The organism is Curtobacterium sp. L3-7 (genome assembly GCF_048756585.1).
Taxonomy (GTDB): domain Bacteria; phylum Actinomycetota; class Actinomycetes; order Actinomycetales; family Microbacteriaceae; genus Curtobacterium.
On record NZ_CP151474.1, the window covers coordinates 2,567,033 to 2,586,689 of the forward strand.

A 19,657-nucleotide genomic window follows, 5' to 3' on the forward strand; every position below is an offset into this window, starting at 1 on the left:
CCACCTGATCAGAAGGGCATGGATGAGCAACGGGACCGAGCCGGAGACCGAGAGTCCTCTGCTGAACCCTCGACCGTCCTCCGGCGGTCTCGACCGCCCCGACATCGTGCTCCGGAAGGGCCGCTTCACCCTGCTGAACGGTCACCTGACACCGCAGCAGTCGATGATCGAGGACCTCCTCTTCCTCGACGACGCGCTCACCGCGGCCGACGTCGACCACCTGCTCATCCGCGGGAACGACCAGCGCCCCGTCATCGCCGTCGACGAGCGGGACCGTCAGCGCGCCGAGTCGGCCGTGATGGACGCCGCAGTCGGCGAGCCGTTCTACGCCAAGCCGCCGGGGGAGCCGGCCGTCCTCGTCGTCGATGACGGCCTGGGCCCCGTCGACCAGCCGGTGCTCCGGGTGTTCCGCCCGCGCCTCGAGCCGCTCGGGCGGCTCCGGTACGGTGCCGAGACCAGTGTCCAGCTCGAGTTCTGGCGGGTGACGGACACCGAGGTCCTCGCACCGGTCGAGAACGCCCTGATGCGCAGGAGCCTGCCCGTCGACGAGTTCGTGCTCACCGACATCGAGCGGTACGGTCGCACGTGGCGCACCGTCGAGCACATGTTCGACGACCACGTCTCGGACATCCGCTTCCCGATCGACATCGTGTTCTCGTGGGTGGACGGCAACGCGATCGAGTACCAGCGCGCGCGGCAGGCCGCGCAATCATCGGCCGTCCTGGGGGAGGGCGACGACGCGCCCGCCCGGTTCCGGCAGATCAACGAGCTGAAGTACGCGCTGCGTTCGGTGTACACGTACGCCCCGTGGATCCGGACGATCTACATCGCCACGGACTCGCCGGCGCCGGCCTGGCTCGCGGACCACCCGCGTGTCCGGATCGTCCGGAGCGAGGAGTTCTTCGCCGACCCGTCGGTGCTGCCCACGCACAACTCGCAGGCCGTCGAGTCGCAGTTGCACCACATCCCGGGCATCAGCGAGCACTTCATCTACTCGAACGACGACATGTTCTTCGGTCGGCAGGTCGACCCCTCGGTGTTCTTCAGCCCGGGCTCCGTGTCGAAGTTCATCCTGGCGACGACCCGGATCGGCCTCGGCTCGAACAACCCGCGCCGGAGCGGATTCGAGAACTCCGCGCGGGTGAACCGACGTCTGCTCCAGCAGCGGTTCGGTGCCGTCACCACGCGCCACCTCGAGCACGCACCGACCCCGCTCCGGGCCAGCATCATGACCGAGATGGAGCACGAGTTCGCGGACGAGTTCCGCGCGACGGCGGCGTCACGGTTCCGCGCGGCCGAGAACATCTCCGTGACGAACTCCCTGTACCACTACTACGCGCTGCTCACCGGACGGGCGATCGTGCAGGAGAACGCGCCGGTCCGGTACGTGGACACGACGATGCAGTCCGGGCTCCGGGCACTCGACGACCTGCTCAAGAAGCGGAACGTCGACTTCTTCTGCCTGAACGACGGCAGCTTCCCCGAGGTCTCCGACGAGGAACGCACGACCCGCGTCACCGAGTTCCTCGACCGCTACTTCCCGTTCCCGGCCCCGTGGGAGCAGCCCGAGGAGTAGCCGGTGCCCGCGCGGTGCCCTCCCACCGGTGCCCGGCGCCCGCGCGGTGCCCGTCGCCCGCGCGGTGCCCGGCGCCCAGGCGGTGTCCACCCACCGGTCACAACACCCCGCTCAGGTCCGCCGAGCGGTCACGAACCGCCGGCTGGACGCGGTGCCGGCGACGAGTTCCGACCGCTCGGCGCAACCCAAACGGGGAGTCGTGACCGGTCGGGGCAAGCCCCCGGCGACTGCTGACCGGTCGGGGCAAGCCCCCGGCGACTGCTGACCGGTCGGGGCAAGCCCCCGGCGACTGCTGACCGGTCGGGGCAAGCCCCCGACGACTGCTGACCGGTCGCAACACACCGCTCAGCTCCGCCGAGTGGCCTCGTGCCGTCGCCGAATCAGATCGAGAACGACGTGTTCTGACCGCCCGGTGGAACGCACGCGGTGAGTCGTGACCGGTCAGCGGTGGACGGGGGAGAGGGGCACCGAATCGAGGGTGAAGACCGGGATGCTCGACGTGACCGGTGCCGGCTCGACGGCCGGCGGGATGACGACCCCGGCAGCGGCGAGTCGTGCGTCGGTCTCCGCGGCGGAGACGGGCTCGCCCACGGTGGCGTACTGTCCGATCGGCACCACGGAGTGGACGACGTCGTGGCCGTACACGTGCACCAGATTGAACGACTGCGCACCGTCCTGGCCACGGGTCCCACCGCGGAACTCGTTGAGGTCCTGGGTGTAGCACGTCGCACTCGCCACGGACACCGGGATGCCCGCGAACACGGCGCTGGTCGAGTAGTGCAGGTGTCCCGCGATGATCGTCAGGACGTCGCTGCCCTCGACGACCTCGGCAAGGGCGCGCTGGTCACGCAGTTCGACGAGGACGGCGAGGTCCTGCACGCTCGGTACCGGCGGATGGTGCATCGCGAGGACCGTGCCGTGCGGAGCGGGCTCGGAGAGCACCTCTGCGAGCCAGTCCAGCTGCTCCGGCGTGACGGTGCCGTAGTGCTCGCCGGGGACACTGGTGTCGAGCGTGATGACCCGGAGCCCGTTGACGTCGTAGACGAAGTCCACAGGCCGCTCGGTGGGCTGGAGTCCGAAGAGCTCCTGACGGAACGCTCCGCGCTCGTCGTGGTTTCCCATCGCCCAGATGACCTGGGCGCCGATGCGCTCGGCGGCCGGCTCGACGATGCGACGCACGCGGGCGTAGGCCCCCGATTCGCCCTTGTCGGCGACGTCACCGGTGACGACGATCGCCTCGGGACGGGTGCCGGATGCCTCGATCTCCTCGACGATCTGCGACAACCGTGCCGCCGAGTCGACGGCACCGTACAGATCACCGTCCGAGGCGATGAGGTGCGTGTCGCTGAGGTGGAGCAGGAAGTGGTTCGGCCTGGGGTGCTCGGCCGTCCGGGGTTCCATCGGGTTCTCATTCCGTTGGCGGGCTCCGCGAGGGCCACCCGTTCCAGATGCGTGGTGCAACACGTTGCCACACCGTCCTGGAAGAGTCCAGCACGTGTTGGTGAACCGCCCGTGAACTGGGGACGGCGTGTCGGTCACGCTGCCGGAGACGCCTGGCCTGGTTCGGCGCCGCTCTCTGGTGGGACGTCCCGGCAGAACCGCTTGAACGGGCCGGCGAGATCGCCCAGACGCGCGGCGAACTGGGTGTCGGGCGCCTGTTCGAGCGCTTCGAGGTGCTCCGTGGTGAGGGCCTCGTCGAGCACCGTCTTCGTTCCCGGGTAGAGCGCGTCCAGCTTGGGGAGCTCAGAACGGAACTGCTCCGGTGCGCGGACGCGGTCCTGCGCCGCCGCGCTCAAGAACCGGACGCAGGTCGTCCGAGCCTCTGCGCGCCCGGTGAGCGGTTCTGCGTCGGGAACCCGCACGGACGGAGCGGCCACCGATTCTGCGGACGACACGGGAGCGATGGTCTCCTCCGGGCCGATGACGAACCAGTCCGACCCGCGGATCAGGGCGCGATGCGCTCCGAAGGTGCCCTTCCAGTCTTGGAGGACCTGCGCCGCGGAATCATCGTGCGCGTACACGCGGACGAACACCGGTTGGCCGTCCGGGGTGGTGCAGTCGACACCCCGCATCGAGTCCCAGAAGTACGGGTCGTCCGCCCACGAAACGTCCCCGTCGCACGCCAGGTGTGCACGTAGACGGTCGACCTGCTTCTCCAGCGCAGCGGCCGAGGTGGCCGTCGGCGCCGACCCTTCCGGTTCCGATGCGGTACAGCCCGTCGCGCCGACGGCGACGGTCGTGGCCACGATCGCGGTCGCGATCCCGGTCATGGTCCGTCGCCGTGGCGTCATCGTCACTCCCAGTTGATCGTGGAGCCGGTGGCGACGGCGAGCGACTTCACCTTCACCTGCTTGGCGCCGGCGACGTTGCCCCACAGGATCGTGGTGCTCCCGCCGTCGCCACAGCCGGCGCTCTGCCAGACGGGAGCAGTCAGGGCGTTGAAGCCCTTGCCCTGGACGCACGACTCGGTGTCGGACGTCTTGGTCCACACGTACGTCACCGTCGTGTTCTTCGTCGTGCCGATGTAGTTGCACCCCGTGGATGCCCCCGACCAGCCCCCGCCGATCGGACCGACGGCGTTGCGCCACTTGCAGTCTCCGCTGAGCGGCGTGACTGCCGATGCCGTGGCCGCGGACTGCCCGGTCGAGGCGTTCGCGGCAACGGGTCCCGCGAGAGCGAGGCCGGCGCCGAGGCCGAGTGCAGCGATGGTGCCGATGACACGAGACGTCTTCTTCATGGTGATCCCCTCATTCCGTTCCTCGCTCGTGCGAGGCGTAGAACCAACGTACTACCCCTGAACAGGTGTCAGGTTGCAGATAACAATTTCGATATGTGCGTGCGTTCGGGGTACACGAAACGACGAACGCCCCGACCTGTCAGGTCGGGGCGTTCGTCGTGTTGCGGGTCGTGTGATCAGTGCTGGGGGGTACCGGCACCCACCTGCGGTGCCTCGTGCGAGCCCTCCACGCCGTGCCCGTGGTGCGCGGCGTGCGCGGCGTCGAGCTCGGCCTTCGAGACCGGCGCGATGCGATCCTCGAAGAAGAAGCGCGAGGCGCTCGCACGCATCTTCTGCAGGGGCGTGATCTGTCCCTTGGCGTTCGGACGGATCATCAACGGCTTGTAGTCGTTGAACTGCAGCAGACGCCAGCGCTCGTACTCGTCGAGCTGCTCGTGGACCTCGATGTACTCACCGTGCGGGAGACGGACGATGCGGCCCGACTCGTACCCGTGGAGGACGATCTCGCGGTCCTTCTTCTGCAGCGCGAGGCAGACGCGCTTCGTGATCCAGAAGGCCACGAACGGGCCGAGGACCGTCGTCGCCTGGATGACGTGGATCACCGAGTCGACGGACACCAAGAAGTGCGTCGCGATGATGTCCGAGCTCGCCGCCGCCCAGAGGCTGGCGTAGAGCGTGACACCGGCGGCCCCGAAGGCCGTGCGGGTCGGCGCGTTGCGCGGGCGGTCGGCGATGTGGTGCTCACGCTTGTCGCCCGTGACCCACGCCTCGATGAACGGGTAGATGAAGATCGCGAGGATGAGCCCCACGAGCACCGCGATCGGGACGAGGATGTTGAACGACACCGTGTAGCCGAACCACACGACCTCCCAGTGCGGCGGCACCAGACGGAGCGCACCGTCCGCGAAGCCGATGTACCAGTCGGGCTGGGTACCGGCGGACACGGGGGACGGGTCGTACGGGCCGTAGTTCCAGATCGGGTTGATCGTGAACAGCGACGCGATGAGGGCGAGGATGCCGGCGACGATGAAGAAGAAGCCACCGGCCTTCGCGGCGAACGCCGGGAGGATCGGGACACCCACGACGTTGTCGTTGGTCTTGCCGGGGCCCGCGTACTGCGTGTGCTTGTTGATCACCACGAGTACGAGGTGGACACCGAGCACCGCGACGAGGATCGCCGGCAGCAACAGGATGTGCAACGTGTACAGACGGCCGACGATCGCTGTCCCGGGGAACTCGCCGCCGAACAGGATGTACCCGATCCAAACGCCGATGACGGGAACGCCCTCGATCATGCCGACGATGATGCGGAGACCGTTGCCGGAGAGCAGGTCGTCGGGGAGCGAGTAGCCCGTGAAGCCCTCGGCCATGGCCAGGACCCAGAGGACGAAGCCGAAGACCCAGTTGAGCTCACGCGGCTTGCGGAACGCGCCGGTGAAGAACACGCGGGCCATGTGCAGCATCACCGAGGCGACGAACAGCAGGGCCGCCCAGTGGTGGATCTGCCGGACGAAGAGCCCGCCACGGATGTCGAACGAGATGTTCAGCGTCGACTGCAGCGCCGTCGACATCTCGACGCCCTTGAGCGGGATGTACGAGCCGTCGTAGACGACCTCTGCCATGGACGCCTGGAAGAAGAACGTCAGGAAGGTGCCCGAGAGCAGGATCACGACGAAGCTGTAGAGGGCGACCTCACCGAGCATGAAGCTCCAGTGGTCGGGGAAGATCTTACGACCGACCTCCTTCACCAGCCCGGAGATGCTCGTTCGCTCGTCGATGTAGTTGGAGAGCCCGCCGATGATGCGGGATCCGCGGTCCGGAGCCGGCTTGGTGCCGGTTGCGGGCTGCTGTGTCGTGGTGGTGGTCATCAGCGTGCACGCTCCCAGAAGGACGGGCCGACCGGTTCGTGGAAGTCGCTCTGCGCTACCAGGTACCCGTCGTCGTCGATCGCGATCGGAAGTTGGGGGAGGGGACGAGCCGCCGGTCCGAAGATGACCTCGCAGTTGTTCGAGACATCGAAGGTCGACTGGTGGCAGGGGCACAGCAGGTGGTGCGTCTGCTGCTCGTAGAGCGCGACCGGGCACCCGACATGGGTGCAGATCTTGGAGTACGCAACGATACCGTCGTAGCCCCAGTTCTCGTGGCCCTTGGCCGGGTTGAGGTCCTTCGGGTCGAGGCGCATCAGGAGCACGGCGGCCTTGGCCTTCTCCTCGAGCATGTCCTCCTTGTCGAGCAGCCCGTCGGGGATGACGTGGAAGACCGAGCCGATCGTGACGTCGGACGCCTTGATCGGGAGACCGGTCGGGTCCTTCGTCAGGCGGGTGCCCTTCGCCCACATGGTGTGGCGGAGGAGCTCGTTCGGGTCGGCGGCGGGTGCGAGGTCACGCACGAGCACGATGCCCGGGAGCGGGAACGCAGCGAGGGCGCCGATCATCGAGTTGCGGATCAGCTTGCGACGGCTGAACCCGGACTCCTTGTCCGCCAGCTGGAAGGCCTCGACGGCCTTCGCACGGGTCGCGTCGGAGCCACGCGTGGGGTGGCGGTCCTCGGCGATCTCGCGGTCGCTGACGAGCGACTTGGACCAGTAGACCGCGCCGAGGCCCAGGCTGAGCAGCGCGAGCGCGATGGCCAGGCCGAGGAAGAGGTTCCCGGTGCGGACCGTGCTGAAGTCGTCGGCCTTGATCGGGAAGGCGACGTACGCCGCGATCGACAGGACGCTCGCGACGATCGACACGTAGAAGAACGTGGCGACCTGGCGCTCGGCCAGACGCTGCTTCTTCGGGTCGACGTCGGTGCGGCGTGCGCGGTGCGGCGGCTCACCCGGGTTCTCGAACGGCTCGGCGGGCAGGACCGCGGTACCGGGCGACGTCGTGCTCGTGCCGTGCTTCTCGACAGCCGAGGACGAGTTCAGTGCCTCGTCGTCGTGCTCTGCCATGGTGTTCCCTTCAGTGTCGTGCGACACGGACGATCAGTTGGACTTCGCGGTCAGCCAGACGGTCATCGCGACGACCGCCCCGAGTCCGAAGATCCAGATGAACAGACCCTCTGCCACCGGGCCGAGGGCGCCGAGGCCGAAACCACCGGGCGAGGAGTTGTCCTGCACGTACTTGAGGTACGTGATGATGTCGGCCTTCTGCTGCGGCGTGATGTTCAGGTCGTTGAAGACCGGCATGTTCTGCGGGCCCGTGACCATGGCCTCGTAGATGTGCTTGCCGCTGACGTCCGTCAGCTTCGGGGCGTACTTGCCCTCGGTCAGCGCGCCACCGGCGCCGGCCACGTTGTGGCACATGGCGCAGTTGATGCGGAAGAGTTCCGCACCGGCAGCGGCGTCGCCGTCCTGACCGTTGGTGAGCGACTCGGACGGGACCGACGGGCCGGGGCCGAGCGACGCGACGTACGCGGACAGGGCGTCGATCTGCTCGTCCGAGAACTGCGACGGCTTCTCCTCGGCCTGCGGGCCCTGGGCAGCCATCGGCATGCGGCCGGTGCCGACCTGGAAGTCGACAGACGCGGCGCCGACACCGATGAGGGACGGGCCCTCGCTGGTGCCCTGCGCGGAGAGGCCGTGGCAGGTGGCGCAGTTGGACGCGAAGAGCTTCTGGCCCTCGTTCACCTGCGACTGGCTCGATGCGGCGACCGTGCTGACGTTGTCGTCCGCGTTCGCCGTGGAGCTGAACAGTGCGTAGGCACCGCCGGTGGTCATCAGCGCGACGGCGATGAGCGACACGGTCGCCAGCGGGGAGCGGCGGCCCTTCTTGGACTTGGTTCTGTTGAACATGCGGTGGGTGCTGTCCGATTCCTACTTGAGAAGGTAAATGACTGCGAAGAGGCCGATCCAGACCACGTCGACGAAGTGCCAGTAGTACGACACGACGATGGCCGTGGTGGCCTCCTTGTGGCCGAAGTTCTTGGCGGCGAAGCCACGGCCGAGCGTCAGGAGGAAGGCGAGCAGGCCACCGGTGACGTGGAGGCCGTGGAAGCCGGTGGTGATGTAGAACGCCGAGCCGTACGCGCTCGAGGAGAGCGTGACGCCCTCGTGCCAGAGGTTGGCGTACTCGAAGATCTGGCCGCAGACGAAGACCGCACCCATGCAGTACGTGACGAAGAACCACTCCGTCATGCCCCAGTCGCGCGGGTTCCAGCTGGTGCGGTGCACCTGGAAGCGTTCGGCGGCGAAGACGGCGAACTGGCACGCGAAGCTGGACAGCACCAGGACGATGGTGTTCACGGAGGCGAACGGCACCTCGAGCTTGGCGGTCTCGGTCGCCCAGAGCTCGGGGGAGGTGCTGCGCAGCGTGAAGTAGATCGCGAACAGGCCGGCGAAGAACATGACCTCGCTGCCCAGCCACACGATCGTCCCCACGGCAACGGGGTTCGGCCTGTTGAGGACCGTACCGCTGGCTGGTCTGGAGAGAGGGGTGCTTGTCACAGTGTCCATTATGGCCGAAACCTCGGACAGTGTTTTGCCAGGCAACTGGCGGGTCGTTCGAAAACAGTACGATCCTGGGTATGTCTGACGTTCTCTCCTGGCCTGCAGTGATCAGCGCGCTCATGGCGCGCGAGGACCTCACGATCAGGCAGTCCACATGGGCGATGGAGGAGATCGTGCACGGCCGGGCCACCGATGCGCAGATCGCGGCGTTCGCCGTCGCCCTCCGCGCGAAAGGCGAGACCGTCGACGAGGTGGTCGGGTTCCGCGACGCGATCCTCGACGCGGCGGTCCCGCTGGACGTCGACCCGATGGCGCTCGACATCGTCGGGACCGGGGGCGACGTCGTCGGCACGGTGAACGTGTCGACCATGGCTGCGATCGTCATCGCGGCCGCGGGCGTCCCCGTCGTGAAGCACGGCAACCGCGCGAGCTCGTCGAAGTCCGGGTCGAGCGACGTCCTCGCCGCACTCGGTCTCGACCTGTCGATGGACGCCGAGCACGTCGCCGAGACGTTCCGGCGTGTCGGCCTGACCTTCGCGTTCGCGAGCGCCTTCCACCCCGGCTTCGCGCACGCCGCCCCGGTCCGCCGGGAGATCGGCGTGCCCACGGTGTTCAACTTCCTCGGCCCGCTCGTCAACCCTGCTCGGTGTGAGGCGAACGCCGTCGGGGTCGCACAGCTCGACCTCGTGCCGATCATCACGGGCGTGTTCCAGACCCGTGGCGCGACGGCGCTCGTGTTCCGCGGCGACGACGGCCTCGACGAGCTCACCACGACCGGTCACAGCCACATCTGGGAGGTCACCGGCGGCCGGGTCACGGAGCACGACCTCGACCCGCGGGACCTCGGCATCCCCCGGGCACGGATGGAGGACCTGCTCGGCGGCGAGCCCGACGTCAACGCCGCGATCGTCCGGCGCGTCCTGGCGGGGGAGACCGGTCCGGTCCGCGACATCGTGCTCCTCAACGCGGCCGCCGGCCTGGTGTCCTTCCGGCTCGCGCAGGACCCGACCGAGTGGGACCGTCCGATCCTGCACCGCTTCCGCGAGCAGCTCCTCGTCGCCGCCGAGGCGATCGACTCCGGCGCCGCCGAGCAGAAGCTCGCCGACTGGGTGACCGCAGCGCCCGTCTGGTAGGCGCGTACGGACCAGACCGAAGACGGGAGGCCCGGTGCCGGTTCATGGAACCGGCACCGGGCCTCCCGTCGGTGGAGTGGACTGCAGGACTACTGGACGTCCTCGTCGACCCAGTCGAAGGTCTTCGTGACGGCCTTCTTCCAGAGGCGCAGCGTGCGGTCACGCTCCGCCGGGTCGAGCTTCGGCTCCCAGCGCTGGTCCTCCTGCCAGTTCGCACGGAGCTCGTCGAGGTTCGCCCAGAACCCGACCGCGAGGCCTGCTGCGTAGGCGGCGCCGAGCGCCGTCGTCTCCGCGACGACCGGTCGGACGACCGGCACGTCGAGGATGTCCGCCTGGAACTGCATGAGCTCGTTGTTGGCGGTCATGCCGCCGTCGACCTTGAGCTCGGTCAGGTCCACACCGGAGTCGGCGTTGACCGCGTCGAGGACCTCGCGGGTCTGCAGCGCCGTCGCCTCGAGGGCCGCACGCGCGATGTGCCCCTTGTTGACGTAGCGAGTGAGGCCGACGATCGCGCCACGGGCATCAGGACGCCAGTACGGCGCGAACAGGCCGGAGAACGCCGGGACGAAGTACACGCCGCCGTTGTCGTCGACGGTCTTCGCGAGCGCCTCGACCTCCGGTGCGCTCTGGATCAGTCCGAGGTTGTCGCGGAGCCACTGGATGAGCGAGCCCGTGACGGCGATCGAGCCCTCGAGCGCGTAGTGCGTCTCCTGGTCGCCGAGCTTGTAGCCGACGGTCGTCAGCAGCCCGTTCTCGGAGCGGACGATGTCCGTGCCGGTGTTGAAGATCAGGAAGTTGCCGGTGCCGTACGTGTTCTTCGACTCGCCCTTGTCGAACGCGGCCTGGCCGAAGGTCGCGGCCTGCTGGTCGCCGAGGATGCCGGCGATCGGGACCTCGCGGAGCAGACTGGACGACTCGACGTGGCCGTAGACCTCGGAGGAGCTGACGATCTCGGGGAGCATCGACTTCGGCACACCGAAGTCGGCGAGGATGTCGTCGCGCCACTGCAGCGTCTCGAGGTCCATGAACAGCGTGCGGGACGCGTTCGTGACGTCGGTCTTGTGGACGCCGCCGTCGACGCCACCGGTCAGGTTCCAGAGGACCCAGGTGTCGGTGGTGCCGAAGAGCAGGTCGCCCGCCTCGGCCTTCTCACGGGCGCCCTCGACGTTCTCGAGGATCCACATGATCTTGGTGCCGGCGAAGTAGGTCGCGAGCGGGAGGCCCACGATCGACTTGTACCGGTCCGTGTCGCCGTCCGCGAGCTTGTCGACGATCGACTGCGTGCGGGTGTCCTGCCAGACGATGGCGTTGTAGACCGGCTTGCCGGTGGTCTTGTCCCAGACCACCGCGGTCTCGCGCTGGTTCGTGATGCCGACCGCCGCGACGTCGTGGCGGGTGATGTCGGCGCGGGACAGTGCCTGGCCGATGACCTCACGGGTGTTGTCCCAGATCTCGGCGGGGTCGTGCTCGACCCAGCCGGCGCGCGGGAAGATCTGCTCGTGCTCCTTCTGTCCGGTCGAGACGATCGACCCGGAGTGGTCGAAGACGATCGCTCGGGTGCTGGTCGTGCCCTGGTCGATGGCGACGATGTAGTCGGCCATTGGTGCTCCTTACGGGTTCGTTCGGTGGGTTCAGGCGAGGGGGAGGAGCGCGTAGGACAGGCCCGCCGCGATCGCTCCACCGAGGAGGGGGCCGACGACCGGCACCCAGGCGTAGGCCCAGTCGCTCGAGCCCTTGCCCTTGATGGGCAGGAAGGCGTGCGCGATGCGCGGGCCGAGGTCACGGGCGGGGTTGATGGCGTACCCGGTCGGGCCACCGAGGCTGACACCGATCGCGATCACGAGGAAGGCGACGGGGATGGCTCCGAGCTCAGCGGGGGTCTTGCCGTTCGTGAAGGCGATCACGACGAAGACGAGCACGAAGGTGCCGATGATCTCGGTGACGAGGTTCCAGCCGTACGAGCGGATCGCGGGGCCGGTCGAGAAGACGCCGAGCTTCGCAGCCGGGTCCGGCTCTTCGTCGAAGTGCTGCTTGTAGGCGAGCCAGACGATGACGGCGCCGATCACGGCACCGATCATCTGGGCGAGCCAGAAGAGGAACATCTCGCCGATGGTGATGTTGCCGAGGATGGCCTGGGCGAGGCTGACCGCGGGGTTGAGCTGGCCGCCCGACTTGTAGGAGACGGTGACACCGGCGAAGACCGCGAAGCCCCAACCGATCGTGACCATGAGGAAGCCCGCGCCGAAGCCCTTGGACTTCTTGAGGGACACTGCGGCGACGACACCGCCACCCAGGATGATGAGCATCGCGGTGCCGACGAGCTCAGACAGGAACTTGACTCCGATGCCGTCCATCGGTGACCTCCATTGCGCTGTGGTTTGGGGGTCCCGGGCTGCACCGACACTCCCCATCGAGTGATTGTGGCGAGCATACTGCTGGGTTTTCACGGCGCGCGATGGACACGTGAGCGATCTGCGCGAAAGTGCACGAACGTGCATCCGGGATGTGCGTCCGCCAGCCCCGGGGGCTGCCCGCGACGACCCTGCCGTGCACGAACGTGCAGATCGGACGAACGCCCGCCCGTTGTATGTTGGGCGCACTCCGGACGACGTCGGCGGTGTGCAGGCCTCGTCCCGGCGTCGACACCCGTGGAGGCCACACATGAAGAAGCTCATCAACGACCCGCAGGACGTGGTCATCGAGACCGTCCGCGGGTTCGCCCAGGCACACGCCGGGCACGTCGTCCTGGTGGAGGACCCGATCCACCTTCACCGCACTGATGCGCCGAAGCAGGGCAAGGTCGGCCTGGTCAGCGGCGGCGGCAGCGGGCACGAGCCCCTGCACGCCGGGTTCGTCGGGCACGGGATGCTCGACGCCGCCGTTCCCGGCCCGGTGTTCACGAGCCCCACGCCGGACCCCATCGTCGCCGCGACGAAGGCCGTCGACGGTGGCGCCGGCGTCCTGCACATCGTGAAGAACTACACCGGGGACGTCCTCAACTTCGAGACGGCGGCGGAGCTCGCCGGCATGGACGACATCCGCGTCGAGTCCGTCGTGGTCGACGACGACGTCGCCGTGCAGGACTCCCTCTACACAGCCGGCCGCCGCGGTGTCGCCGGCACCGTCGTCGTGGAGAAGTGTGCAGGCGCCGCCGCCGAACGCGGCGACGACCTGGACGCGGTCGCCGCCGTCGCCCGGCACGTCAACGACGTCACGCGGTCGATGGGCCTCGCGATCGCGCCGGGCACCGTGCCGCACGCGGGGGAGCCGTCGTTCACCCTGGCCGACGACGAGGCCGAGCTCGGCATCGGGATCCACGGAGAGCCCGGCCGTGAGCGGATCGCGATGGCGCCGGTCGACGCGCTCGTCGACCGGGTCCTCGAACCGATCCTGACCGACCTCGCCGCACCGGCTGGCGCACGCCTGCTCCTGTTCGTGAACGGCATGGGCGGGACCCCGCTGTCGGAGCTGTACATCGCCTACCGACGCGCCGCAGAAGTCCTGTCCGACCGCGGCTACGAGGTCACGCGTAGTTTGGTCGGCGACTACGTCACGTCCCTCGAGATGCAGGGGTTCTCGATCACCGTCACGGTGCTCGACGACGAACTGACCACGCTCTGGGACGCACCGGTGGAGACCCCAGCACTGCGCTGGGGCCGTTGACACCGCACCGACCGCAGGAAGGGAACGAGAATTGGCGCTCGACACCGCATGGGCCATCGACTGGGTACGCCGCACCGCCGCGACGATCGACGAACACCGGGCGGAGCTCGTGACGCTCGACCGGGAGATCGGTGACGGCGACCACGGCGAGAACCTCGACCGGGGCTTCCGCGCCGTGCTCGAAGCCGTCGACGGCGGTTCGTTCGACACACCGGGCGCCGTGTTCAAGACCGTCGCCACGAAGCTGATCTCCACGGTCGGCGGTGCGGCGGGTCCGCTGTTCGGCACCGCGTACCTCAAGGCGGCCCAGGCAGCGGGTGACGCATCCGAACTCGACGCGGACGCGCTCGTCGCGGTCCTCACGGCAGCCAGGGACGGCGTCGTCTCCCGCGGCAAGGCCGCGGTCGGCGACAAGACGATGATCGACGCCTGGACCCCGGCGGTCGACGCCGCGGCCACGGCGGCGCAGGCCGGCGAGTCCCCGGAGCGGGTGCTCGAGGCGGCAGCGGACGCGGCCGTCACCGGCGCCGAGTCGACGGAGCCGCTCGTCGCCCACAAGGGGCGCGCGAGCTACCTCGGCGAGCGGGCGGTCGGGCACCGCGACCCGGGTGCCCAGTCGACCGCCTACATCCTCCGCGCAGCAGTGGACGCGGCGTGACCGTCGGGATCCTGGTCGTGTCGCACAGCGCGGCGGTCGCGACCGGGACCGTCGAGCTCGCCCGGCAGATGGCGGCCGACGTGCAGCTCGTCGCCGCCGGCGGCACCGAGGACGGCGGCATCGGCACCTCGTTCGAGGCGATCACGGCCGGCATCGAGGAGCTCGCCGATGCCGATGCGGTCGTCGTCCTGTGCGACCTCGGGTCCGCGTACCTGACGACGGACACCGCGCTCGACTTCCTGGACGACGAGGTGCGCGCGCGGGTGCACGTGTCCGATGCCCCGATCGTCGAGGGGACGGTCGCCGCCGCCGTCGCGGCCCAGACAGGTGGCGACGTCGACGCCGTGCTCGCCGCCGCGGCGTCCGCCGCAGCCTCCGGGTCGGACGCGAGCACTGCCTCCCGTCCGGTGGACGGCGACCAGTCTGGGCCCACGTCGCCGGTTCCGGATCGACGCGCCATCGGCGAGACGGCCGTGCCGATGGGGAGAGGCCCGGTACCGGTCGACGGGGCCGCCCCTGGCGACGACGTGGCCGCGTCCACGACCGTGGAACTGGTCAACGAGACCGGCCTGCACGCCCGCCCCGCTGCGGACTTCGTGAAGACCGCCGCGAAGTACGACGCGGCCGTCCGCGTGAACGGTGTGGACGCGAAGAGCCTGCTCGGCATCATGGCGCTCGCCCTGCCGAAGGGCGCCACGGTGACCATCGAGGCTTCTGGCGACGACGCGCAGGACGCCGTGGACGCGCTCGAGGCGCTCGTCCGGTCCGGCTTCGGGGAGTAGTCGCCGTCAGTCGGTGATGCTGATCGTCGCGGCGACGTCGACGTCGGAGGGCCCGCCGACGGCGCCCGCCGTGGCGAACAGCACGGCACCGAACACCGCACTCCAGAACGTCCGGGCATCACGCGCCACGCCGCGCTCGCTGTGCCAGCCGTGGTCAGCGGTGATGCGGTCGAGGTAGCGCTCGGACTGTCGGAAGAGCACCGCGAGCAGCGTGCTCGTGCGGTCGCGGAGGCGGGCGTCGTCCTGCGCGGTCCCGAGCGCCGTCACCAGCAGCGCCGTCGACGGCATCGCCAGCGCGGTCCGCGCCAGCACCGACCGGAGCGCCGCAGGGGTCGTCGCACGACGCCCGGCGGCCTGGAGTCGCGTGGTGTCACGGAGGAACCGGGCGAACGCCGCGTCGACGACGAGACGGTCCTTCGACCCGAAGTGGTGCGTGATCTGGTTCGGGTAGACCTCGGCGGCCCGTGCGACGTCGCTGACGGTGAGCGCACGGGGACTGCGGTCGCCGAGGAGGTCGGCCGCCGCGTCGAGGATCCGTGCCCGCGTCGCCGAGCCGCGTGTGCTTGCCATGCCCGGATTGTACGTGGTACAACTCAACTTGTGCAGCATACAAGTAGCTATCCCCACGACGTCGTCATCACCGGGTCCGGCGCGGTCTCGCCGTTCGGGCACGGCGTCGCCCCGCTCTGGGACGCGCTCGTCGCCGGTCGGTCGGGCGTCCGGACGCTCGACCGCCAGGGCGACCTCTGGGCGCAGGTGCCGATCCGCATCGGCGCCGATGCCGCGCTCGACGCCGATGGTGCGCTCGGGCGGGTCCGCGCGCAGCGTCTCGACCGCAGCCAGCAGCTCGCGCTCGTCGCCGCTGCCGAGGCGTGGGCGGACGCCGGCGCGCCGGACGTCGACCCCGACCGACTCGCGGTCGTGGTGGGCACGGGCATCGGCGGCATCGAGACGCTCCTCGACGCGCACGACGAACTCGGTCGGAACGGTGCCAGGCGCGTGTCCCCGCGGACGGTGCCGATGCTCATGGCGAACGGCGCTGCCGCACAGATCAGCATCGACCTCGATGCTCGCGCCGGCGCGTACACGACCGTCTCCGCCTGCGCGTCGGGAGCCGAGGCGATCGCGCTCGGTGCCCGTCTGATCCGCTCGGGGGAGGCGGACGTGGTCGTCGCCGGGGGAGCGGAGGCCGCGGTGACCCCGGTGACGATGGCGTCGTTCGCCCAGTCGCAGGCGCTCGCGAAGCCGGACGGCGACGACCCGACCACCCTGTCGCGACCCTTCGACGCCGACCGGCGCGGGTTCGTGCTCGGGGAGGGGTCGGGGCTCGTCGTCCTCGAGCGTGCCGACCACGCCGCCGCCCGCCGTGCACGGGTGCGTGCGCGGCTCGCGGGTTGGGGCATCACCTCCGACGCCTTCCACATCACCGCACCGCGGTCGGACGGTTCCGGACAGGAACGCGCGATGCTCCAGGCGCTCCGGATGGCCGGACTGCAGGGGACCGACGTCGACCACGTGAACGCACACGCCACCGGGACGCCGGTCGGCGACACGAGCGAGGCGGCCGCGATCACCAGGGTCGTCGGTGCGGATGCGGTGGTGACGGCGCCGAAGAGCGCGATCGGCCACATGTTCGGCGCCGCAGGTGCCGTGGAGACGATCCTGACGATCCGCGCCCTGGAGACCGGCATCGTGCCGCCGACGCTGAACCTGGAGCGGCTGGACCCGGAGATCGACCTCGACGTCGCGTCCGGCGTCGCACGGCAGGCGCCGATGCGGGCCGCACTGAACAACTCGTTCGGCTTCGGTGGCCAGAACGCGTCGCTGCTCCTGACGGCCGCGTGAGCCGGTCGTGGTGGGTCAGCGGGGCGCCAGGTCCTGCAGCCCGGTGACCCGGAGCAGGTCGAGCTTGTCGGCGTCGTCCGATCCGGGGACCGCCGTGTAGACCACGATCCGCAGGTCCCCGCCCGGCACGCTGAGCACGTCGCAGTCCACCGTGATCGGACCGACGGCGGTGTGGAGGGTCTTCCGGCTCGCTCGGTGCTCCGCGACCCGCGCGACCGCCCACCGGCGCTCGAACTCCGGCGACTCCCGTCGGAGCCGGGCCACCAGCTCGGCGAGTGCCCGGTCGCCGGGGTACTTCCCGACGGCGACGCGCAGGTCTGCCACGAGGTCGCTGGAGAACTCCTCCTGGTGGTCGTCGTCGTACTCGATGCCGTCGTGGCCGAGCATGAAGTGCCGCCAGACCAGGTTCCGCTCGATGCCGAGGAGGCGTTCCGGGTCACCGGTGAGCGCCGCCCAGAGGTCGTTCCAGAGCAGCGTGTCGTGCGCCGCCGTGAACACCGCGAGTGGGACGTCGCCGAGACGGTCCACCATGCGCTGGACCCCCGGCGTGACGTGGCGGGGGACGACGCTTCGTGACGGCGGAGCGGCGTCGGCGACGCGGAACAGGTGGTCCCGCTCCTCGGTCGTCAGTCGGAGCGCGGTCGCGAGGGAGCCGAGCAGCTGCGGCGACGGGTTCACCGAGCGCCCCTGCTCGAGCCGCACCACGTAGTCGACGCTCACACCGGCGAGCGCGGCGAGTTCCTCGCGTCGGAGCCCTGGTGTCCGTCGCCCGGGGCCGGCTGGGAGGCCGACCCCCTCGGGCCGGACCCGATCACGCCAGGACCGCAGCACACTCGCGAACTCGCTCATTGCCCCATCATCGCCCCGATCGGCCGGGTCGGCCTGGTACTCCGGGTCCCACCGTCGACCGGCACCTGGGAGGCCCACCGCGTGCGGTCCAGGCTGGGTGCATGACCACCACACTCATCACCGGAGCCAACCGGAGCCTCGGGCTCGAGACCGTTCGACGACTCATCGACGCCGGGCACACCGTGTACGCCGGCATGCGCGACCCCGGGACCGGCGACGCCGCACGCGACCTCGGCGCGCAGGTCCTCCGGCTCGACGTCACCGACCAGGCGAGCATCGACGCGGCAGTGGCGTCCCTGCCGGAACTCGACGTCCTCGTGAACAACGCCGGGGTCCTCGGGACGTCCTTCGGTGTCGACGATCTCGATGCCGACGCGATGACGCCCGTCCTCGACACCAACGTCACCGGCATCGTCCGCGTGACGCAGGCGGCGCTGCCCCGTCTCCGGCAATCGGCGAACCCGGTGATCGTCAACGTGGCGTCCGGCGTCGGGTTCGCGCGCTGGCTGACCACCCCCGGCCGGGACGAGTACCCGGTGCCGTCGATCCCCTACGCGGCGTCGAAGGCAGCGGTGATCGCCCTGACCGTGCAGTACGCGAAGAACCTGCCCGACTTCCGCGTCAACGTCAGCGACCCCGGGTACACGGCGACGGAGTTCAACGGGTTCGGCGGTCACCAGACCGTCACCGAGGGCACCGACGCCACGGTCGCCCTGGCGACGCTCGACCAGAGCGGCCCGACGGGCGAGTTCCACGACCGCGACGGACGCATCGCGTACTGACGCTCATTCCTCGTCCGCGGTCCGGCGTCCGCGGGTGGTGGCGACGAGCACGAGTGCCACGGCCAGCAGCAGCGCGCCGCCACCGATCCACGGCGCCGGTCCCGCGTACCAGGGGGATCCGCCGTCGGCCCCGGAGACGGGCGGGGCGGTCGGAGACCGCGTCACGTCGAGCGAGGACGACGACGGGCTCGGTACCGCCGTCGGCGTCGATGCGGCGGGGAGCGCCACCGTGAAGCCGAGCTCGCCGGTGATCGGGTGCCCGTCGGGGGAGACGTACCGCCAGAGCACCGAGTACGCGCCGTCCTCGACTCGGACCCCGGTGGACATCGTCGTCCCGTCGACGAGCACCCCGCCGTTCGACACGTCGGTTCCGGCGGCGTCGCGGACCTCGATCCGGAGGCCGGCGTCGAGTCCGGCGAGCGGCGCCTGCGAGAACGTCAGCTCGACCCGCTCCAGCGGCGTCGTCACGGTCGCGCCGTCGGCGGGGTTGCTCGCGGTCAGCGCCGAGTGCGCGCTGGCCGGTTCCGTCGCGACGAGCGTGGTCAGGACGAGGACCGCTGCGGCGACCGAGGACTGGAGGATGCGACGCATGCGTCCATTCTCCGGGAGGCTGGTGGTCAGTCGTGCACGTCGTGGCCGAACCCCGGGCCGGGCAGGACCATCCAGTTCGCCGGATCCGGCACCGGTCGGAAGCCGGACTTCTCGTAGAGGCCGTGTGCGTCCGCGGTGTACAGCACGATCCGCTTGAGTCCGAGCGGCGCCAACGACGTCGTGATGCCCTCGACGAGGGCGATGCCGACGCCGCGGCCACGGCTGTCGGGGTCGACGAAGACGTCGGCGAGCCAGCCGAACGTCGCGCCGTCGGTGATCACCCGGGCGTACCCGAGCTGGACCCCGCTCGCGCCGTCGAACACGCCGAAGACCCGCGAGCCCGCCATCGCGGCGCGCTGCTGCTCGCGGGTCCGGCCGCGCGCCCAGTAGGACTGCTCGCTCAGCCAGCGGTGCACCCGCTCGAAGTCGAGATCAGCTGGGTCGTCGGAGAACCGCAGGTCGCTCATCCGACCAGCCAAGCAGGCGCGGCGCGACGCGACAACGGCCGATCTCCGCGGAGTGGACCGGTGGTCCACTCGACCAGGGCCGGACGGGAGGCTCGTGGCGGCGGTGCGCAGAGCCTCCCGTCCGCCTCGTGACCGGGCCATC

20 protein-coding genes are annotated in these 19,657 nt (G+C 69.8%); 7 read left to right on the forward strand and 13 right to left on the reverse strand.

Going from position 1 to position 19,657, the window contains the following annotated elements; all coding sequences use genetic code 11:
* Positions 1–22 precede the first annotated feature (22 nt).
* Positions 23–1,576, forward strand: coding sequence for a stealth conserved region 3 domain-containing protein (locus tag AAEP80_RS12515; protein ID WP_420364654.1), 1,554 nt, complete (start codon positions 23–25; stop codon positions 1,574–1,576).
* A gap of 441 nt (positions 1,577–2,017) precedes the next feature.
* On the opposite strand, the gene AAEP80_RS12520 is transcribed toward AAEP80_RS12515, so the two are convergent.
* The 7 genes from AAEP80_RS12520 to AAEP80_RS12550 form a co-directional block, all read right to left on the reverse strand.
* A complete protein-coding gene (locus tag AAEP80_RS12520; RefSeq protein WP_420364655.1) occupies positions 2,018–2,977 on the reverse strand; it encodes a phosphodiesterase in 960 nt (319 codons plus the stop codon).
* A 134-nt stretch (positions 2,978–3,111) separates the two neighbouring features.
* Entirely contained in the window at positions 3,112–3,846 is a 735-nt protein-coding gene (locus AAEP80_RS12525) for a hypothetical protein (RefSeq protein ID WP_420364656.1), read from the reverse strand.
* Positions 3,847–3,869: 23 nt separating this feature from the next.
* Complete coding sequence (locus AAEP80_RS12530; protein WP_281264569.1) at positions 3,870–4,313, reverse strand: hypothetical protein; 444 nt, start codon at positions 4,311–4,313, stop codon at positions 3,870–3,872.
* 176 nt (positions 4,314–4,489) lie between these two features.
* Positions 4,490–6,181: a cytochrome b gene (locus tag AAEP80_RS12535; protein ID WP_281264570.1), complete on the reverse strand. Its 1,692-nt coding sequence runs from the start codon at positions 6,179–6,181 to the stop codon at positions 4,490–4,492.
* The gene (locus AAEP80_RS12540; RefSeq protein WP_420364657.1) at positions 6,181–7,248 is read right to left on the reverse strand and encodes a Rieske 2Fe-2S domain-containing protein; all 1,068 of its coding nucleotides are present in this window, start codon (positions 7,246–7,248) and stop codon (positions 6,181–6,183) included. Before AAEP80_RS12540 ends, AAEP80_RS12535 begins: the two co-directional genes overlap by 1 nt.
* A 33-nt stretch (positions 7,249–7,281) precedes the next feature.
* Positions 7,282–8,091: a c-type cytochrome gene (locus tag AAEP80_RS12545; protein WP_402728742.1), complete on the reverse strand. Its 810-nt coding sequence runs from the start codon at positions 8,089–8,091 to the stop codon at positions 7,282–7,284.
* Positions 8,092–8,112: 21 nt separating this feature from the next.
* A complete protein-coding gene (locus AAEP80_RS12550; protein WP_402728743.1) occupies positions 8,113–8,751 on the reverse strand; it encodes a cytochrome c oxidase subunit 3 in 639 nt (212 codons plus the stop codon).
* A gap of 71 nt (positions 8,752–8,822) precedes the next feature.
* Between AAEP80_RS12550 and trpD the strand changes: the two genes are divergently transcribed.
* The gene (gene trpD, locus AAEP80_RS12555) at positions 8,823–9,878 is read left to right on the forward strand and encodes an anthranilate phosphoribosyltransferase (protein WP_420364658.1); all 1,056 of its coding nucleotides are present in this window, start codon (positions 8,823–8,825) and stop codon (positions 9,876–9,878) included.
* 89 nt (positions 9,879–9,967) lie between these two features.
* On the opposite strand, the gene glpK is transcribed toward trpD, so the two are convergent.
* Positions 9,968–11,479 carry a glycerol kinase GlpK gene (gene glpK, locus AAEP80_RS12560; RefSeq protein ID WP_281264575.1) on the reverse strand — a complete coding sequence of 504 codons (1,512 nt, stop codon included), beginning with the start codon at positions 11,477–11,479 and terminating at the stop codon, positions 9,968–9,970.
* 30 nt (positions 11,480–11,509) lie between these two features.
* Positions 11,510–12,232: an MIP/aquaporin family protein gene (locus AAEP80_RS12565; protein ID WP_281264576.1), complete on the reverse strand. Its 723-nt coding sequence runs from the start codon at positions 12,230–12,232 to the stop codon at positions 11,510–11,512.
* Positions 12,233–12,539: 307 nt separating this feature from the next.
* On the opposite strand from AAEP80_RS12565, the gene dhaK reads away from it, so the two are divergent.
* Genes dhaK through dhaM form a run of 3 tightly spaced genes read left to right on the forward strand, consistent with a single transcriptional unit; the run spans position 12,540 to position 14,981 of the window.
* Complete coding sequence (dhaK, locus tag AAEP80_RS12570; RefSeq protein ID WP_420364659.1) at positions 12,540–13,541, forward strand: dihydroxyacetone kinase subunit DhaK; 1,002 nt, start codon at positions 12,540–12,542, stop codon at positions 13,539–13,541.
* A 31-nt stretch (positions 13,542–13,572) separates the two neighbouring features.
* Positions 13,573–14,199, forward strand: a complete 627-nt coding sequence (gene dhaL, locus AAEP80_RS12575) for a dihydroxyacetone kinase subunit DhaL (RefSeq protein ID WP_402728746.1) — start codon at positions 13,573–13,575, stop codon at positions 14,197–14,199.
* Positions 14,196–14,981, forward strand: a complete 786-nt coding sequence (dhaM, locus tag AAEP80_RS12580) for a dihydroxyacetone kinase phosphoryl donor subunit DhaM (protein WP_420364660.1) — start codon at positions 14,196–14,198, stop codon at positions 14,979–14,981. The genes dhaL and dhaM overlap by 4 nt, the downstream gene beginning before the upstream one ends.
* A gap of 6 nt (positions 14,982–14,987) precedes the next feature.
* On the opposite strand, the gene AAEP80_RS12585 is transcribed toward dhaM, so the two are convergent.
* Positions 14,988–15,551: a TetR/AcrR family transcriptional regulator C-terminal domain-containing protein gene (locus AAEP80_RS12585; RefSeq protein ID WP_420364661.1), complete on the reverse strand. Its 564-nt coding sequence runs from the start codon at positions 15,549–15,551 to the stop codon at positions 14,988–14,990.
* Positions 15,552–15,581: 30 nt separating this feature from the next.
* Between AAEP80_RS12585 and AAEP80_RS12590 the strand changes: the two genes are divergently transcribed.
* The gene (locus AAEP80_RS12590; RefSeq protein WP_420364662.1) at positions 15,582–16,826 is read left to right on the forward strand and encodes a beta-ketoacyl-[acyl-carrier-protein] synthase family protein; all 1,245 of its coding nucleotides are present in this window, start codon (positions 15,582–15,584) and stop codon (positions 16,824–16,826) included.
* Between the two features lie 15 nt (positions 16,827–16,841).
* Here AAEP80_RS12590 and AAEP80_RS12595 read toward each other — a convergent pair whose 3' ends face one another.
* Positions 16,842–17,675 (reverse strand): helix-turn-helix domain-containing protein, encoded by an 834-nt coding sequence (locus AAEP80_RS12595; protein ID WP_420364663.1) that lies wholly within the window; start codon positions 17,673–17,675, stop codon positions 16,842–16,844.
* 101 nt (positions 17,676–17,776) lie between these two features.
* Here AAEP80_RS12595 and AAEP80_RS12600 point away from each other — a divergent pair, with 101 nt between their 5' ends.
* Positions 17,777–18,457 (forward strand): SDR family NAD(P)-dependent oxidoreductase, encoded by a 681-nt coding sequence (locus tag AAEP80_RS12600; protein ID WP_420364664.1) that lies wholly within the window; start codon positions 17,777–17,779, stop codon positions 18,455–18,457.
* A gap of 3 nt (positions 18,458–18,460) precedes the next feature.
* Here the strand turns inward: AAEP80_RS12600 and AAEP80_RS12605 are convergent, their stop codons facing one another.
* Both AAEP80_RS12605 and AAEP80_RS12610 read right to left on the reverse strand, forming a co-directional pair.
* The gene (locus tag AAEP80_RS12605) at positions 18,461–19,048 is read right to left on the reverse strand and encodes a copper resistance CopC family protein (RefSeq protein ID WP_420364665.1); all 588 of its coding nucleotides are present in this window, start codon (positions 19,046–19,048) and stop codon (positions 18,461–18,463) included.
* A 26-nt stretch (positions 19,049–19,074) separates the two neighbouring features.
* Positions 19,075–19,515, reverse strand: coding sequence for a GNAT family N-acetyltransferase (locus AAEP80_RS12610; protein ID WP_420364666.1), 441 nt, complete (start codon positions 19,513–19,515; stop codon positions 19,075–19,077).
* Positions 19,516–19,657 lie beyond the last annotated feature (142 nt).